This window comes from Arsukibacterium sp., from assembly GCF_033721375.1.
GTDB lineage: Bacteria > Pseudomonadota > Gammaproteobacteria > Enterobacterales > Alteromonadaceae > Alishewanella.
Genome location: NZ_JAWWAP010000011.1, coordinates 82,778 through 100,282 on the forward strand (window position 1 = coordinate 82,778; position 17,505 = coordinate 100,282).

At 51.5% G+C, this 17,505-nt stretch carries 16 protein-coding genes; 11 read left to right on the forward strand and 5 right to left on the reverse strand.

Annotated elements, in window-relative coordinates:
• Window positions 1-97 precede the first annotated feature (97 nt).
• Window positions 98-1,831 (reverse strand): DUF885 domain-containing protein, encoded by a 1,734-nt coding sequence (locus tag R3187_RS16660; protein WP_318968190.1) that lies wholly within the window; start codon window positions 1,829-1,831, stop codon window positions 98-100.
• A gap of 180 nt (window positions 1,832-2,011) precedes the next feature.
• Between R3187_RS16660 and R3187_RS16665 the strand changes: the two genes are divergently transcribed.
• The 11 genes from R3187_RS16665 to hemB all read left to right on the forward strand — a co-directional run bounded on the left by R3187_RS16665 (window position 2,012) and on the right by hemB (window position 10,655).
• Window positions 2,012-3,088 carry a GGDEF domain-containing protein gene (locus R3187_RS16665; protein ID WP_318968191.1) on the forward strand — a complete coding sequence of 359 codons (1,077 nt, stop codon included), beginning with the start codon at window positions 2,012-2,014 and terminating at the stop codon, window positions 3,086-3,088.
• A 97-nt stretch (window positions 3,089-3,185) separates the two neighbouring features.
• Entirely contained in the window at window positions 3,186-3,941 is a 756-nt protein-coding gene (gene ubiE, locus R3187_RS16670; protein ID WP_318968192.1) for a bifunctional demethylmenaquinone methyltransferase/2-methoxy-6-polyprenyl-1,4-benzoquinol methylase UbiE, read from the forward strand.
• Window positions 3,941-4,549, forward strand: coding sequence for an SCP2 domain-containing protein (locus R3187_RS16675; protein WP_318968193.1), 609 nt, complete (start codon window positions 3,941-3,943; stop codon window positions 4,547-4,549). Before ubiE ends, R3187_RS16675 begins: the two co-directional genes overlap by 1 nt.
• 3 nt (window positions 4,550-4,552) lie before the next feature.
• Complete coding sequence (ubiB, locus tag R3187_RS16680; RefSeq protein WP_318968194.1) at window positions 4,553-6,181, forward strand: ubiquinone biosynthesis regulatory protein kinase UbiB; 1,629 nt, start codon at window positions 4,553-4,555, stop codon at window positions 6,179-6,181.
• 53 nt (window positions 6,182-6,234) lie between these two features.
• On the forward strand, window positions 6,235-6,480 hold the full coding sequence (gene tatA / locus R3187_RS16685; protein WP_318968195.1) for a twin-arginine translocase TatA/TatE family subunit: 246 nt from the start codon (window positions 6,235-6,237) through the stop codon (window positions 6,478-6,480).
• A 1-nt stretch (window position 6,481) separates the two neighbouring features.
• Window positions 6,482-6,850 (forward strand): Sec-independent protein translocase protein TatB, encoded by a 369-nt coding sequence (gene tatB / locus R3187_RS16690; RefSeq protein ID WP_318968196.1) that lies wholly within the window; start codon window positions 6,482-6,484, stop codon window positions 6,848-6,850.
• Window positions 6,840-7,598 carry a twin-arginine translocase subunit TatC gene (gene tatC / locus R3187_RS16695; RefSeq protein WP_318968197.1) on the forward strand — a complete coding sequence of 253 codons (759 nt, stop codon included), beginning with the start codon at window positions 6,840-6,842 and terminating at the stop codon, window positions 7,596-7,598. Before tatB ends, tatC begins: the two co-directional genes overlap by 11 nt.
• On the forward strand, window positions 7,595-8,128 hold the full coding sequence (locus R3187_RS16700) for a hypothetical protein (protein ID WP_318968198.1): 534 nt from the start codon (window positions 7,595-7,597) through the stop codon (window positions 8,126-8,128). Before tatC ends, R3187_RS16700 begins: the two co-directional genes overlap by 4 nt.
• Before the next feature lies 1 nt (window position 8,129).
• Window positions 8,130-8,930 (forward strand): TatD family hydrolase, encoded by an 801-nt coding sequence (locus R3187_RS16705; RefSeq protein WP_318968199.1) that lies wholly within the window; start codon window positions 8,130-8,132, stop codon window positions 8,928-8,930.
• On the forward strand, window positions 8,927-9,661 hold the full coding sequence (locus R3187_RS16710; protein ID WP_318968200.1) for a GGDEF domain-containing protein: 735 nt from the start codon (window positions 8,927-8,929) through the stop codon (window positions 9,659-9,661). The genes R3187_RS16705 and R3187_RS16710 overlap by 4 nt, the downstream gene beginning before the upstream one ends.
• Complete coding sequence (gene hemB / locus R3187_RS16715) at window positions 9,651-10,655, forward strand: porphobilinogen synthase (RefSeq protein WP_318968201.1); 1,005 nt, start codon at window positions 9,651-9,653, stop codon at window positions 10,653-10,655. Before R3187_RS16710 ends, hemB begins: the two co-directional genes overlap by 11 nt.
• A 2-nt stretch (window positions 10,656-10,657) precedes the next feature.
• Here hemB and R3187_RS16720 read toward each other — a convergent pair whose 3' ends face one another.
• The 4 genes from R3187_RS16720 to R3187_RS16735 all read right to left on the reverse strand — a co-directional run bounded on the left by R3187_RS16720 (window position 10,658) and on the right by R3187_RS16735 (window position 17,505).
• Complete coding sequence (locus R3187_RS16720; RefSeq protein WP_318968202.1) at window positions 10,658-13,084, reverse strand: endonuclease/exonuclease/phosphatase family protein; 2,427 nt, start codon at window positions 13,082-13,084, stop codon at window positions 10,658-10,660.
• A 76-nt stretch (window positions 13,085-13,160) separates the two neighbouring features.
• Entirely contained in the window at window positions 13,161-14,456 is a 1,296-nt protein-coding gene (locus R3187_RS16725; RefSeq protein ID WP_318968203.1) for a glycosyltransferase, read from the reverse strand.
• Complete coding sequence (locus R3187_RS16730; protein ID WP_318968204.1) at window positions 14,453-16,705, reverse strand: hypothetical protein; 2,253 nt, start codon at window positions 16,703-16,705, stop codon at window positions 14,453-14,455. The genes R3187_RS16725 and R3187_RS16730 overlap by 4 nt, the downstream gene beginning before the upstream one ends.
• Window positions 16,702-17,505 (reverse strand): TVP38/TMEM64 family protein, encoded by an 804-nt coding sequence (locus R3187_RS16735; RefSeq protein WP_318968205.1) that lies wholly within the window; start codon window positions 17,503-17,505, stop codon window positions 16,702-16,704. The genes R3187_RS16730 and R3187_RS16735 overlap by 4 nt, the downstream gene beginning before the upstream one ends.

Genomic DNA, 17,505 nt, shown 5'->3' on the forward strand with positions numbered 1-17,505 from the left:
CTGGCAGCTGAATGACATTCCGCCGTTAAGATGCAACAGTGATAAACAGTAAATAGCCGGCAGCAGCCGGCTTTTTTATGGTAATTAACCCTGAAATTTATTCAGCCAGTTCAGCCGCAATATAAGCAGCAACCTGCCTCTCAAGTACCGCAAGTGGCACACTGCCGTTACTCAGTACCACATCATGAAACTGGCGGATATTAAATTTGCTACCCAGCTGCTGCTCAGCCTCAGTGCGCAGCCGTCTGATTGTCAGCTCACCTAATTTGTACGATAAAGCCTGCGCGGGCCAGCTGATATAACGGTCAATTTCCGTGGTGACATTGTGCATCGATAACGCGGTGTTTTCTGCCAGAAAATCAATCGCCTGTTGCCGGCTCCAGCCCATACTGTGCATACCGGTGTCGACCACCAGCCGGGCGGCTCGCCACATTTCATACGTCAGGCGGCCAAAGTCGGTATAAGGGTCGTCATAAAAGCCCATCTCCAACCCCAGATACTCGGCATATAAACCCCAGCCTTCACCAAAAGCCGAGGTATAAAAACTGCGGCGATAATCCGGCAGGCTGGCCTGCTCGCGGGCCAGCGAAATTTGCAAATGATGGCCGGGTACCGCTTCGTGCAGGGTAAGCGCCGGCATTTCATATAAAGGACGACGATTCAGAGCGTAAGTATTAACCCAGTAGTAACCAGCCTGGTCATCCCGTGATGCACCGGCATAACGTCCCGTGGTATATTTAGGTGCTATTTCCGCCGGTACCGGCACCACGCCATAAGGCGTGCGCGGTAAGGTTTTAAATAAACGTGGTAATTCGGCATCAGCCTGTTTGGATAGCCAGGCCGCATAACGCAGTAATTCCTGCTCGGACTTTGGATAAAACTGCGGATCGGTCCGTAAAAACTGAATAAAGTCGGCAAAACTTCCGCTGAATTCCAGTTGGTCAATAATGGCCTGCATTTCAGCACGGATACGTTTTACTTCTGCTAACCCAGTGTCATGCACCTGACGGGGGCTTAACTGCAACGTAGTATAGTGCTCCAGCCTGTTCTGGTAAAATGCAGCGCCCTCTGGCAGGGCGCTGGCGGCAATACTAGTGCGGGCGCCAGGGATATAATCCTGCACCATAAAATCATAAAACGCCTGATAAGCAGGATTAACCTCGTTGACAATGATCTGTTGGGCACTGGCCTGCAGCTGTTGCCACTTCTCATCAGTTATTGTGTCCGGTTTAACCAGAAAGGGCCGGTAGAACACGCTGGTGCTCATATCTTCAGTGATATACGAACTGATACTTTTCTCAAAGCCTGTCAGTACCACTTTCGGCTGGGTAATCCCGGTCAGCAGGCCCTGACGCATCCAGTCAGTCTGTTGCTGCATATACAAAGGCACGGTTGCCAGCTTCTTCAGGTAGTTTTCGTAATCAACACTCTGACGTAAGCCGCTGCGCTGCAGCATCATCGCCACTGAGGTATGAAAACCCGATTCCGAGGTTAGTGGTGTCAGATGAGCATTAAAGCGATACTCATCAATCTGGTTTGCCAGCCGGTACTGCAAGATGGCGTGGTTTATCTGGTTTTGCTCTGATAATTGGGAAGTGTCTACCTTTACCAATTGCTGCTGCCAGTCAGTTCGTTGTTGTTGTCTGGCACTCAATGCAGCAGGCGACATATCAGGTAGCCGGTCTGGCTCGCTCGCCGTTAATCTCGTCTCCGCCTGCCAGATTTGCTCTGCCAGCTGACTAAACTGCTGATCAGCATCACGTTGCGACGGCACCACAGCGCAACCGGCCAATAATGCCAGTAACACAGTAAGGGTAAGCATATTTCGCATATCGATGTTCCTTCCACTTGATGTGGCAACGATTGTAACCCGATTTACCAGCGAAGAAAGCCGCTTAAACTGACAAAACCAGCAGCTGAACCGACTTTTTTCAATCTGTTTGCCGCTATTTTCGGCGACTAAGCGATTTTGTTTAGCTAGCAGGTTGCCAGCGAGCTGGATTCGGTTACTATGGGACCTGAAAATAATAATAAAGTGATTGGCTCCGGAGCTAAACATCGTCTTATGAAGTATCAGGATTCGCTGCAACAAGCGCTGGAAAAAGCGGGCTTAGTAAAAGCTTTCCTGCAGCATAACCAACTTGCTATCCACCCGATTAATTATGCGGTGGTATACGACTATATCAGTGGTAATAACGCAGACCTGTGTCAGGCGATTGAACAAAAACTTGCCAGCAAAACGGCGTTAGATGATTTTATCATGGCCGAATTGTACCAACGCTGGCTGGCAGACGAAAATGCCCAGCAGGAACAGTTGCTACAGGAAGTCACCGGCATAGTTGGTCGTTTATCCGGTTATACTGATTTGGCTGCTGAGGCGACCGGTCAGTTTATTCAGCAACTGGACCAACAATTAGACAGTCTAGCGGCAGCACCGGCTAAGCTGGCAGATATCGCCGTTGTTATTAAGTCACAGGCGCAATCTTATCAGCAGCAACAGCAACAGCTGCATAACCAGCTGGCGATGGCTAACAAGCAAAGTCATCAGTTACGTCATGAACTGGAGCAGCTGAAACTGCAGCGGATGCAGGATCCATTAACCGGTTTGTACAACCGGATTGCGATGCAAAATCAGGTTGACCTCTGGTTAACCGAACAACCGGATCGGCGGATTGCTGCCATTGTAGTCGACATTGATCATTTCAGCCGTTTTAATCAGGACTACGGCCAGACCATAGGTGATGTGATTCTGAGTAAAGTGGCGCGTAAAGTTGGCAGCTATGTGCAGGCCAGCGGCATGCCGGTCCGCTCTGGTGGCGAACAGTTTTTATTGTTGCTGCCGGATATTGATCTGCGTACCGCCAACGAAATTGCTGAGCAGGTTCGTAAAGGCGTCGAAAAGCTCCGCTTTGTTTCATCCCGCGATAAAAAAAGCCTGCCAAAAGTGACTATTTCGCTCGGCGTATCACTGTTTCAGGCGAAGGAAAGCTGGTATCAGTTTCTTGCCCGCAGCTCACAAGTATTAAAACTGGCAAAAGAACGTGGCCGTAATCAGGTTGCTGACGAATTAATGTTGCAACCGGGCTGAACCTGCCGGCCTCTGCGCCGTATATAACCAGCAGTTGGCTAGTGAGACCAATTCTTTTACACTATCCCTTCTTTTTAGTGCTGAAACAGGCAACCTGATGACTGAACCTAAACAAGACACTACCGATTTCGGATACAAAACCGTTGCTGCAGCTGAAAAAGTCTCGCTGGTCGCCAACGTATTTCATTCAGTTGCCGCTAAGTACGACATTATGAATGACGTTATGTCGCTCGGTATTCATCGCTTATGGAAGCGTTTCACCCTGGATTGCAGTGGGGTCAGACCAGGCCAGCAGGTACTGGACCTGGCCGGCGGTACCGGCGACATTGCAGCCTTGTTTTCACGCCGGGTTGGCCCGACCGGCAAAGTGGTGTTAGCCGATATTAACGAATCAATGTTGAATGTCGGCCGGGATAAACTGCGCGATCTTGGCCTGATTAATAATATTGAGTTTGTTCAGGCCAACGCCGAAGCCCTGCCTTTTGCTGACAACAGTTTTGATATTATTAGCATTGGTTTTGGCCTGAGAAATGTTACCGATAAAGCCGCGGCATTAAAATCGATGTTCCGGGTATTAAAACCGGGCGGCCGTCTGCTGGTACTGGAGTTTTCCAAGCCCGAACAACAGTGGCTGAGCAAAGTGTACGATATGTATTCGTTTAAGCTGTTGCCTGTGATGGGGCAGTTAATTGCCAATGATAAAGCAAGCTATCAGTATCTGGCTGAATCTATCCGGATGCATCCGGATCAGGAAACCCTGAAGGCCATGATGACTGACGCCGGTTTTGCCGAAGTCAGCTACCACAATCTGACCGGTGGAATTGTCGCTCTGCACCGCGGTTTTAAATTCTGATGTTAGCTGCGCTGTTACCGCAACTGCTGTGCGCCAGTGCCGAACGCCTGAGCCAGAGTTTAATCAGCATGGATAGCGGTGCAACTGAGCGCTTAAAAAAATTGCAGGGTAAGCAGTTGGCTTTTACCTTGCGCGAGTTAAAACTGCGGCTGGTGCTCACCGCCGGCGCAGACCGCTTGTTATTTAACCAGCATAATGAGACGGTTGATTGTGCCATCAGCACCGATTTAGCCAGCCTGCGGCAATTGCGGGATGCCAGCCAGCTCACCCGTTTAATAAAAGCCGATGCACTGCAGATCGAAGGCGATATTCAGGTTGCCCAGCAATATAGCTATTTTCTGCAAAGTCTGGACCCGGATTGGCAGGAGGCCCTGTCTGGTTACGTTGGCGATGCGATGGCCCACAAAATAGCGCTCAGTATCAAACAGTTGCAAAGCTATTTACAGCTGAAAAGTCAATTGGTTGGCCAGAGTGTCACGATGCTGGCGCAGGACGAATTATTACTGACCCCGGGCAGCCTCGAGTTGCAACAATTCAGCCAGGAGGTTAGTGAACTCAGTGCCAGAGTTGCCCGGCTGACAGCCAGCCTGTCTGATCTTAAGGAGTAACAGGTGCGATTCAGCCGTTTTTACCACATTCAGAAAACCCTGCTTGAATACGGTCTGGATGAACTTATCCCTGCTGCCTGGCAGCCCTGGTATGCCCGGGCTATGCGCAACAGTGCCTTCTGGCTGCGCAACCGTTATCCCGATTACCCGGTAGGTAAAAGATTGCGTCTGGCGTTGCAGAGCCTGGGGCCGGTATGGATTAAGTTTGGTCAGATGTTATCGACCCGCCGTGACCTGCTACCGGCAGAAATAGCGGATGAGTTGGCCAGACTGCAGGATAAGGTTGATCCTTTCCCGGGTGAAAAAGCCCAGCAATTGATTGAACAGGCACTGGAGCTGACGGATATCAGCCAGCTGTTCAGTAGTTTCAGTGTTACCCCTCTCGCCTCTGCTTCTATTGCCCAGGTTCATGCGGCAGTGCTGCGCCAGCCTGATGGCACTGATGCTGATGTGGTTATTAAAGTGATCCGGCCGGACATCCGCAAACAGATTATTGCTGATCTGGATTTAATGGATGGTCTGGCTGCAATTGCAGCCCGCTATCTGCCGGATGGCAAACGACTGCGGCCGCGTGAAGTGGTGTCGGAATACCGCAAAACTATTCTCGACGAGCTTGACCTGCAACGCGAAGCGGCTAATGCTATTCAGTTGCGGCGCAATTTTGAAGGGTCCGAGTCGTTGTATATTCCTTATGTGTACAGTGATTTCAGCCGGCCGAATGTCATGGTGATGGAACGGATATACGGCATACCGGTCTCTGACATTGCCGCGCTGAATGCCCAGCATACCGATATGGAATTACTGGCCAAGCGGGGCGTCGAAGTGTTTTTTACCCAGGTATTCCGTGACAGTTTTTTTCATGCTGATATGCATCCGGGCAATATTTTTGTCTCACGCGACCACCCTGACAATCCAAAGTATATTGGTATCGATTGCGGTATTGTCGGCACGCTGAACAGCGAAGATAAGCGTTACCTTGCTGAAAATTTTGTCGCATTCTTTAATCGCGATTACCGGAAAGTGGCCCAACTGCATCTGGATTCTGGCTGGGTACCCATCGACACCAATGTTGAAGAGTTTGAAAGTGCGATTCGCACCGTGTGCGAGCCTATTTTCCAGAAGCCGCTGGCAGAAATTTCCTTTGGCCATGTGCTGCTGAATTTATTCAGTACCGCCCGGCGTTTTAATATGCAGGTGCAGCCACAACTGGTGCTGCTGCAAAAAACCTTGTTGTATGTTGAAGGGCTCGGTCGCCAGCTGTATCCGCAGCTGGATTTATGGAAAACCGCCAAGCCTTTTCTGGAAAGTTGGGTAAAACAACAGGTGGGTCTACCGGCTTTATGGCGTCAGGTGAAAGACAATGCGCCGTTCTGGGCAGAAAAACTGCCACAAATGCCGACCCTGCTGCATCGCTATCTGGAACAGAGTCCTAAACAGCAGGCGTTGTTGCTGCAACAATTGCAGATCCTGCAGTTGCAGCAGCACAAATCAAGCCGGCAAATTATTGCAGCCGCGCTTGCCGCCGGTACCCTGATAAGTGGTACTATAGCCCTCAGCGTCGGGCCATTGTGGCTGGCAGCGGCCTTGTTGGGCGGGGCTATCTTTTTCGGTGTAAAAGCACTATTGTCATAAACTTGTTGCAAACTGGCGTAGCAATTTTGGCATAGATTACAGAGGGTGTGATTATGGGTTTTGGCGGCATTAGTATATGGCAGTTGCTTATTGTTCTGGCAATTATTGTCTTGTTATTTGGTACCAAAAAATTACGCGGCATTGGCACTGATCTGGGCTCGGCTATTAAGGGCTTTCGCAGCTCGGTAAAAGATGAACCGGCAGAAGAAGACAAGCCCGAGCAGCTGGCGGAGCAAAAGCGCGACCAAAGCGATATTCCGGCAGACAAAGCCAAACATACAGATAAAGAAAAACACTAAGATGGGTTTCTGGGAGCTGCTGGTTATCGGGGTTATTGCCCTGTTGGTGCTGGGGCCGGAGCGGTTGCCCGGCGCTATCCGCAGCACCGTTAAAACCGTGCGTAGTATCAAACAATTTGGCAGCCAGATGCAGGCAGAGCTTAGCGAAAACCTGCGGGTGCATGAATTACATCAGAAATTAAAAGATGCCGAAAGTAAGAACCTGCTCAACCTGACCCCGGATGAGCAAGCGGCGTTAGATGAACTGCGGGCGGCAGCAAAATCAGTAAACCCGCCGGCCGCACCGTTGACTGAATCAGCGGTAAAAGATCCGACAACCGTTAAAACTGATGCTGACACTAAGTCTGTTGAAAATAAACATGAAAACTAAACCAGAAGCCGATAGTCTGCTTGGCCATTTACTTGAGTTACGCAACCGGCTGTTAAAATGCGTCATCGCGGTAATTGTGGTTTTTGCCTGTCTGGCCTATTTTGCTGCTGATATCTACCAGTTACTGGCTGCGCCACTGATTGCTGTGCTGCCTGAGGGTAGCAGTATGATCGCGACCGACGTCGCTGCCCCGTTCTTTGCCCCTTTTAAACTGACCTTTATTGTCGCTATCTGTCTGGCTATTCCTTTTATTTTGTTGCAGGTCTGGCAATTTATCGCTCCTGCATTGTACGGCAAAGAAAAGCGCTTAGTTGCACCACTGGTGATTAGCAGCACCCTGTTATTTTACGGCGGTATTGCCTTCGCTTATTTTGTGGTATTCCCCCTGGTGTTCGCATTCTTCACCAGTGTCGCCCCGGTGGGGGTGACTGTTGCCACCGATATCAGTAGTTACCTCGACTTTGTGCTGAAACTGTTTTTTGCCTTTGGCTTATCTTTTGAAATTCCTGTAGCAATTTTATTATTGGTATGGACAGGTACAGTGACCCCGGCCACTCTGGCCAGTAAACGTCCTTATATTGTGGTAGGCGCTTTTGTGCTGGGCATGCTGCTTACCCCGCCTGATGTGCTATCACAAACCTTGCTGGCAGTGCCAATGTGGTTGTTATTTGAAGCAGGCTTATGGCTAAGCCGCTTTTATCAGCCAGCGCCTGATCCGGAACAGAACGCAGAGGAAAAACAACAATGAAAAAATCGCTTTGCCTGCTAACTACCCTGCTTGTCTCCAGCGGCAGCCTGCTAAGCCTGCCACTGCAGGCAAGTACCCTGGCAGAGGCTCTTGCCGAATGCCGGCAGCAGCAAAATGCCTTAAAGCGACTGGTGTGTTACGACGAAATTGAGCTGACGGCAACAGCTTCCACAGCCAGCAGCGATGCCGTACAAGCCCATAGTCAGGCGCCGGTTCGCCCCGCCCCTGTCAGCAATAACCCGGCAACCGCCAAAGCTGCACCAACCACCAGTGACTTTGGTTTAGAGCACAAAAAGCCAGCAGATAAAAATGCTGATGAAATGTATATGACAGTTGCTAAAGTCAGCTATAGCCCACGCAAAGAGCTTATAGTCGAATTTGAAAATGGCCAGGTCTGGCGCCAGAACGACAGCAGTTACTATGATATTAACGTTGGCGAGCGGCACTATATTAAACGGGGCATCTTTAATTCCTTTACCCTCGGCAACGATGATAATAACCGGACCATAAAGGTTCGCCGGGTAGAGTGATATGCAAACGGCCAAGTCAGACTGGTTTGACTGCGGGGTAAACCTGTTCAGTCTGCAGTTTGCCGGAAAAGAGCAGCAGATCTGGCAGCAGGCACAACAGGCCGGTGTTAGTAATATGCTGCTTATAGGCTCTGATCTTGCTGAAAGCCAGCTAAATCAGCAGTTTTGCAGTAGCCATCCGGCGTGCTACACCACAGCCGGCGTTCATCCGCATCAGGCTGACAAGGTCGCAGCAGACTGGCTGGCTGAGCTTCGCCAGTTACTGAGCTTACCGGCCGTAGTGGCAGTGGGCGAATGTGGTCTTGATTTCAACCGTGACTTTTCTCCGAGGCCAGTGCAGCAGCATATCTTTGCCAGTCAGCTGCAACTGGCAAAGCAACTGCACAAACCGGTATATCTGCACGAGCGCGATGCCTTTGCCACTCAGCTGGCCATGCTACAAGAGCAGCAGATAAACCATGGTGTCGCCCATTGTTTTACCGGGGATAGCGACCAGCTGAAAGCCTACCTTGATTTGGGCCTGTATATTGGTATCACCGGCTGGGTGTGTGATGAACGCCGCGGTCAGAGCCTGCAACAGGCTATTCAGTATCTGCCGCTTGACCGCATTCTGCTTGAAACCGATGCGCCCTATTTACTGCCCAGAACCATAAAGCCACGTCCTAAATATAATGAGCCGGCTTTGCTGCCGGCCATTGCTGCCGAAATTTGCCGGCTAAAGCAGCTCGATAGCCAGCAACTGGCGACGGCATGTCATGCTAACGCCCATCGTCTGTTTGGTTTAAACGGAGAAGCAGCATGAGCAACATTCTGTGGCTGCTGGCAGCAGCCTTAGCGGGCGCTGTTGTTGCTGGCGCAGTCATGGCATGGCGCTGGCGCCGCTGGCAACACCAGCATAACGAGCAGGTTGACGCCAGAATACAAAGCTATAATCTGGAGCTGCAAATAGCCCTGGACGAGCTGGCTGAAAAAAACCGGCTGCTGGAACAACAAAATATGCTGGATACATTAAGCGGCATTTTTAACCGCGCTTGCTTTGATAAACGCTTAACCAATGAGCTGAAACGCAGCCGGCGGGAAAAAACCACGCTTGGCCTGGTGTTTATTGATATCGACCACTTTAAGAAAATTAATGATACCCATGGCCACCTGGCAGGTGATGCGGCAATTCAACAAATAGCCGGCATCCTTGCTGCCAGTTTAAAGCGCAGCAGTGATGCCGCTTTTCGTTATGGTGGTGAAGAATTTGCCCTGTTACTACCCGGTACTGAACTGGCGGGCTGCATTGAGCTGGCGGAACATGTGCGGCAGAAAATCAGCAGCACGCCAATTCAGATTGGCCAACTGAGTTTAGCGGTGACCTTAAGCGCCGGCTGTTACGCCGCGGTCGCAGATGCCAGCACCAGTAGCAACGACTATATTGCGGCGGCTGACAGTGCGCTGTATCAGGCTAAACATCAGGGCCGCAACCGCACAGCGAGCGCCAGCGCTATTGTTACCCCTATCACTCAGGAATCTGCCCATGAAAGCTAACCGTTATTTCCCGGCCAGCCGGCCACGTCGCCTGCGAGAACATGACTTCAGCCGGCGGTTAATGGCCGAGCATCAACTTACGGTGAACGATTTAATCTACCCGATGTTTATCATTGAAGGAAAAAACCAACGCGAAAGCATTGGTTCAATGCCAGGCATTGAAAGATTGAGTCTTGATCTACTGGTCACCGAAGCCAGGGAGCTGGTGGCGCTCGGTATTCCAGCCATTGCGTTATTTCCGGTCACCCCTCAGAATTGCAAATCGCTTGAGGCAGACGAAGCCTGGAATCCGGATGGCCTGGCGCAGCGTGCTGTGCGATTGTTGAAACAACACGCTCCTGAATTGGGCGTTATTACCGATGTGGCGCTTGACCCTTTTACCACCCATGGTCAGGACGGCATTATTGATGAACAGGGCTATGTGCAGAATGACGTTACCACCGCAGCCCTGGTTAAGCAGGCATTGTCACATGCCGAAGCCGGCGCCGATATTGTAGCACCATCCGATATGATGGATGGCCGGATTGGAGCTATTCGCGAGGCGCTGGAGGAAGCCGGTTTTGTAAACACCCGCATTCTGGCCTACTCGGCTAAATATGCGTCCAGCTACTACGGCCCCTTCCGCGATGCCGTAGGCTCAGCCGGCAACTTAAAAGGTGGCAATAAAAAGAATTATCAGATGGATCCGGCTAACAGTAATGAAGCCCTGCACGAAGTGGCGATGGATCTGGAAGAAGGCGCCGATATGATTATGGTGAAACCCGGTATGCCTTATCTGGATATCGTACGGCGGGTTAAAGATGAGTTTGGCGTGCCAACCTTTGCCTATCAGGTCAGCGGCGAATATGCCATGCATATGGCCGCTATTCAGAATGGCTGGCTGGCCGAGCAACCTGTGGTTATGGAGTCCTTGCTGTCATTTAAACGCGCAGGAGCCGATGGCATTCTGACCTACTTCGCCAAAAAAGTGGCCATCTGGTTACAGCAGGCTTAATTTTAAGCCTGCTTTTCAGCTGTAGTCTGCGGCTTTGGAATAGCCAGCGCAATCAGCAATGGCAGATGGTCCGACGCCATTTTTGCCTGCACTGATCCGGGAATATCTACAGCGGTTACTTCCACTGCCTCATTGACATAAATATGATCAATTCTGATCGCCGCAAAGCGACTGGGGAAGGTGCCCCGCGGACGATGACCTTCCAGTAGTGTCTGCGCATCGGTCAGTTTCTGCCCCAGCCGGCGACAAACTTCTGAACCTGGTTGCGCATTTAAATCACCACAGAAAATGACCGGTCCGCTGCAATCAGGATGGCCAAGCCAATCTTCGCCCAGCAGGGCATCAATTTGCGCCAGCCGCTCCCGCGGTTGCAGCCCCAAATGGGTGTTAATGATATTTATCTGCTGGCCATGCAGCTCAATTGTTGCCCAGATAGCACCGCGTGGCTCCAGCTTTGGCTTGTCTGCCAGGCCGGGTAAGCCACCGGCTTTGACCAGCTGCAATGGCAAATGAGTTAAAATGGCGTCGCCATATTGTTCTTCTTCCAGATGCATTGCCGGATGAAAATGAAACTCCATTTCCAGCTGCCTGGCAATCAGTTGAGCCTGATCCAGACCCTGTGTACGATTGCGACCAACATCCAGCTCCTGCAGTACCACCACATCGGGCTTAGCCTGGGCAATCACTCTGGCAATCCGCTCGATATCCATTTTGCCATCCAGGCCGATACAACTATGAACGTTGTAAGTCATTACCCGCAAACTGTCACAGGAGCCCTGGCTGCTGCCTGCACGGCCAGCCGGTTTAGAGGAGCTCCTGCCAAGCTGCTGCAGCGCAGCATGATAAATATCGGATGGCCTGATGTAGCCATAAGGCGTATCGGGTAGCGTTACATCTTCCGGCAACATTGCGAAGCCATGGGTTTCTGCCGGGGTTGCGCCGGCATGAGCACCGTTTTCATCAGCAAACGACTGCGCCTTTACGCCTTTGCGCCAGCCCATAATCACCAGATCGCCGGCATCCGGATGCTGACACAGGCGCAATATGTCCTCGGCGACACCGTCCAGAAAAGGATGATCGTCTCCGAATATCGCGGCTTTATCTTCCGGCAGGTAAAAGGTGCCATCTGCGGTGGTGGCCCGCACCCGATCGGGGCCTGCTACTACCAGCACCAGCGGTACTTTATGGTAGCCCGCCAGTTCAGTTGCCAGTATAGCGCTGTCGGCCTCAGATAATGGCGCACTGGCATAGATATGACCGACCGGTCCCTGCGCCGCTACCTTAATCTCATTGTCCGCTGTAGTCTGTTCATCGCCAATATTGACCGAAAACATCCGTTGCACTTTATTACCACCCAACAAGCGTGCCCGCTGGGTCTGAACACTGCCGGTGACTTTACGCCGCATGGCAGCTGGCAATGACGTCAGCTTTTCAAAGCTGGCATCTACAGCCTGTTGCAATGGATAACCTTGTAGCACGTGATAAGGTGTCACTTTAGCCTGACCGTGATCAGAGTAAAGCCACAGCTGATAACTGCGCCATTGCGAGCGATGTGCCGCACGCCATAACCGGGCAATGCTGTCATCAATCCCTTTTAAGGTCCAGTGGGCAAACAGGGATGAAGGCCCGCGACGGTGTGACTGTTCGTCGTATCCAAGTAAATTGATATGCACCACCGGCAGGCCGCGGGAGATATCCATTTTGCCGCCTATGACACACAGCTCCCGCAACACAATTGACACCGCAACCCGCGCCGGAATAAATTTCAGTTCGCTTAGAAAATCCTGGCCTTTAATCAGGCCACGGCAGAAATCGGCTATGGCCAGCCCCAGTTCCAAAAAAAACAAAGCGATGATCCGCAGCGCACTGTATGCATTACTGAGAAAAAGTCCAAGCAATACCAAAGGGTTGGCAGCACGCAATGCCGCCCCCCAGCCCATGGTTGCAGCACAAAAATGGGATTCAGCCGCACCACCGGTATAGATATTGGAATAAGCACTGCCGTCCTTTAGCAAAGCGGCCTGACTTTGCTGCTGCAGATGCTGCTCCACTTTTGCGGCAGTATCAGGTTGCAACATCCGGACAATTTCGCCGGTTTGGTGGTCGCGAAATGAAAATGCCGGTACCGCCGTTTTTATGCCATAAAATAACTCAGCTTGTACCGCCGGCGTGGTGGCCGGTAAGCCACTGTAATGCGCCTGTAATTTATAGTGTTCCCGCTGCAGTAAGCGCTGTAAGAACGGCATTTTCCCGCGTTTCAGTGCCTGTTGTAACTGCGGCTGCGACAAACCATCAATCTGAATCATAATCAGGCCGGAGCGAACACCAGAGCCTTTGGACACCGGCAAACGCAACAGTTTTGTAAACCAGTGGCTCCGGCTAAGGCTGCGCCTTAGCCAACGAAACCATACTTCGACCCGACTGATCATAAGGCTCTCCGCACAGTGTTAACTAATAAGAATGTAAACCGCTAAATTAATGACATGCAGCCGTGCTGAACTGAGGCTACTTTTTATCGGCAGCTAATTTACTGTCAGTAAATAAGCCGCTACCGACAGCGGTGGTGCCGGCTACGGCAACGCTACTTAAAATATCCCACTCGGCCTTTATCCATGCCAGTACATCTTCCCAATCCCGCTCAGCTTTCGGCCTAACAGCCATACTATCCAGCACTGAGCGAAAACATATTAAGGCTCTGGCAGCAGAACGTGACATGGCAAAATCCTCTGCCGTAGCCAACGCACCTTTGCCAAGTGCATTCAGCTTATCTGGCTGATCAAGCAGCTGACCCAACGCAGTGCTCAGCGCTGAAGCAGACTTTTCGCTCAGTAACAGACCATTTTTCTCACTTTCAACAACCTCACGCACGCCAGGTGCGTCAAAAGCCACTACCGGCAAGCCTGCAGCCATGGCTTCTGTTATTACCATACCCTGGGTTTCACTGGCCGAGGCAAAAGCAAATATATCCATCGCGTGCAGGGCATCAGCCAATGATTGCTGCTGCAGGACACCGGCCATATGTAACCGGTCGGCAATGCCTGCAGCAGCGAAGATATCGCGAATTGTCTGTTCAGACGGCCCAGCCCCCACTACCAGAAAATGTGCCGTCGGACGAGCGCAAATCGTATCAGCCACTGCCCGGGCCAGCACTTCAAGATTTTTTTCCGGCGCTAAGCGGCCAAGATGGCCAATAACCACAGCGTCTGCCGGGATGCCATACTGGCGTCTTACTTTAGCCCCCTCACCCGTAGCAAACTTTTCCAGATATACCCCTGTTGGGATCACGGTGACCGGGCTGATGACGCCCCGGTCGTACAACAGGTCGGCAATGCTCTGGCTCGGCGCAATAACCTGATCACATAAGTTGGCATAGCGGGTAGCCAGCGCGATAGCAAAACGCTGCATGGTCAGCGAGTCACCGGGCACATAATGGGTATACTGCTCGTACAAGGTGTGATGGGTAAACACCAGTGGCAATTGACGATAACGCGCCGTACGCAGTGCGCTCATTCCCAGCAGAAACGGATGCTGGGAGTGAATAATATCGGGTTTAAATTCATCAAGGATCTGACTGAGCCTTTGATGAAATGGCAAAGCAACTGAAAAGTCAGAGGCATTGAAATTCTGAATGGCAGCAATCCGTACCACATCAGTTTCGTGTTCCGGCATATTGGCAAACTCCGGCGCGACGACCAATACCCGATGACCCAGTTTGCGGTATTCCGTAACAAAGGCCTCGACTGAGCGCGCCACCCCGCCGACATGCGGAGTATAAGTGTTGGTAAAGATGACGATATTCATCTGCTGCTCCGTTTTACTAAGCTGACGCTACCTGCTGCCGCTGCTACTTTAGTGGTCTGATAGCCAGGTAGACAGATCTCCAGTTGCGGCCCCTCTGCCTGATGCCAGTCTGCCTGCCATTCCAGCACAACGTCTGCAGGCTGCTGTTGGCGGATTGTCAGACTAATACTGCCAAAACGAGTCGGCGCCGGTCCGAACCGGACCGGATTGTCGCTGCTTAGCCAGCGCTCGGGCACCCCAGCCGCCAGCACCAGATGATCTTCTTCCTCGCGGACAAAACAGTTTCTGATCATCAATAGCCATTCAGCCGCTGCCCAGACATGATGACCATCCCCCATGCAGCCGCCCTTGGTACCAGGATGAATCGCTTCCGGCCACTGACCGGTTGGCGAAGCCAGCCCGGCTACTGCATCCATCAGCACCAGATAGCGGGGATCATTATTCCGTAATAAAATCTGGGCAACATGCAGGGTTAAATAAGCATTCAGTCCTGAGTGAATCATGTCCTGATAGAACGCATCCTGAACAAAACAACGTTTCAGTAAAAATTCGACGGTATCTAACAGCCGCGGGTCGTCGGGACGGCACAGTTGCACCGGATAACCAATAGCCAGAGAGCCAATAGCCCCGGCATCCAGCCGCCGGTAAGGTGAAGCAGGCATACCTGGCCGCTTCAGCCGGCGGGCACAGTGCTGCAGACTGTTATCTATTGCTGTACTGAAATCCGCAGCTGCCTCAGTAAATTCCTGTTGCAGCTTCGGGTCGACCTCTTTAAATAAGCTGGCTGCAGCTTGCAAACCTGCAACGCCCCAGAAATCATCCCAGTAATAATAATCGTTCGGGCCCAGATGCTCGGCACTGAAGCCTGCCGGCAATAATCCGGCGTGCGGGGCGTCGAGTTTATCTGACAGCCTTTTATTGATTATCCAGCGCGCGCCTTTTTTTAAAGGACTATGCCAGTCTGTGGACAGCTCACGATTGGTTAATTCAGCATACCGTTGCAAAATCCAGAGTACTTCACCGTTAGCGTCCCACTCTCCTTCCTGTGAGCGAAAATAGCCCAGCAGGGTTTGTCTCGCCGGGAACTGCTGCAGAGCGCGGGCTGCGCGGTCGGTCAGGCCGGCACAAAGTAATGCATGAATAATAAAGGCCGCATCTCTGAACCAGAACCGCTTATAGGTGTACGGGCCGGGGTAGACATCCTCTGGCGAATGCAGGATCAGCGAATTTATCGCCGCATCATATAAAAACTGATAATGCGGATCCGGGCATTGCAACTTGCAGCATTTTTGCTGCTCTGCCGGCCAGGCATCGGCTGGTAACTGCGGCTCGGCAGCAGAAGTCAGCGGTACAGATATTTCCACTTCATGCCAGTCATTTTCCGGCAGTTTAAATAATGCTGCCGCCGTGACCATGCCGACGTCACATATCCCTTCAGCTTGCTGCTCGGCATCAGCAAGATGAATATACACATCACCTTGTTTGTAGGCTGAGACATGATACCTGTCAGCCGGCCGGCTGAACTTAACCCGTTTAGTGTCATCAACCAGCCACTGATCATGTTGCTGATTCAGCGCTACTTTATGAATGAAGCTGACCCCTTCCGGGTTTTGCGGCCGCAATGCCAATACCAGATAACCGGGCTTATCTGCCTTTGCTTGCAGGCGCATCTTCAGCATTGGCACCCCGTCTTCCAGCTCCACCCAGGCTGTATTTTTCAGGGTCATCCCCTGATGACGGGTCGTGGTAGTGATGCTGACATCGCCGCCGACGCTCAATTTCTGTTCGCTGTCATCTGCTCTTGACGGCAGCAGACAGTCTCCCTGCTCCGGCATAATCCAGCCATCCAGCGACCAGCTGTCTAAAAATGGCGTTAGCAGGCCCCTGGGGTCAACAATCGGCAGCTCAGGGCAATCCGGGTAACCAATGGCGGTCCAGTTTCGATGAGTCAGATTGATATGGGTAATTGAAAATGCCCGCGGAATAAAAGAGTTATCATTTGGGTCAAACTGACGTTCAATCCAGTATGGCCAAACCCAGTCCAGATTATGCTGAATAACCCGGCTGTTAATTAAACCGCGCGCGTGAAACACCACCCCGGCGCGCAGCAGCTCAATCGGCTCACCCACTTCAGAGGGTTGGGCAAAATTATGCAGCTTAGCCAGCAAGGCCACCGGATCGATAAAACCATGCTTGTGGGCGACATAACGCACCACGTACCGCCAGGGCAACCACTTAAACCACGTCATGCCAAAGGCTCCTTTTCATTGTCTTGCTCGTCATTGTTTTGCTCGTCATTATCTTGCTCGGTATATTTGGCCAGCGCCCGGTTGGCCAACCGGTTCAGATAAACAACAACTACCACCGCCGCCATAAAACCGCCAAGGTACAGGGCCCACTCCCAGCCAGAGCGCTGTTGCTGACCAAACTCTATGGCAGTGATATTGGCAACCAGCGAGCCCAGATAGACGTTATGCACGGTAAAAGGAATAAATCCAAGCAGTGAACCGGCAATATAGCCGGGCAATGAGAATTGGGTTAAACCAAAGAAATAGTTAGATATCTTACTTGGAAAAAACGGGATCAACCGGGTTAGTAATACTATTTTCCAGTCATTTTTACTCAGTTCTTCATTAACCAGCTGTAACTTTGCCCTGGCCATAATAAATTGTCTGGCACGCTGGCCAAAGGTATAACGCGCCAGCAAAAAGGCGATTGTCGCCCCCAGCGTGGTGCCCAGTACCACATACACTGAACCTTGCACCACACCAAATACAAAGCCGGCGCCGATGGTAAATAAGGCACCGGGTAACAGCAGTACCACGACCGCAGCCATAATCAGCATAAACAATAACGGCGCCCAGGCACCCTGCTGTTTAAACCATTCCAGCAATTTTAATACTTCGGTATGCACCCCAAAATACACCAGCAGTGCCAACACCACGCCAACAAATATCACACTGCCCGCCATGCCCAGCAACGCCTTTTTTGTACTGCTGCTTCTCTGCTCGGGGCTTGCCGTTTTACTGTCAGTGGTTACCGGCTTCAA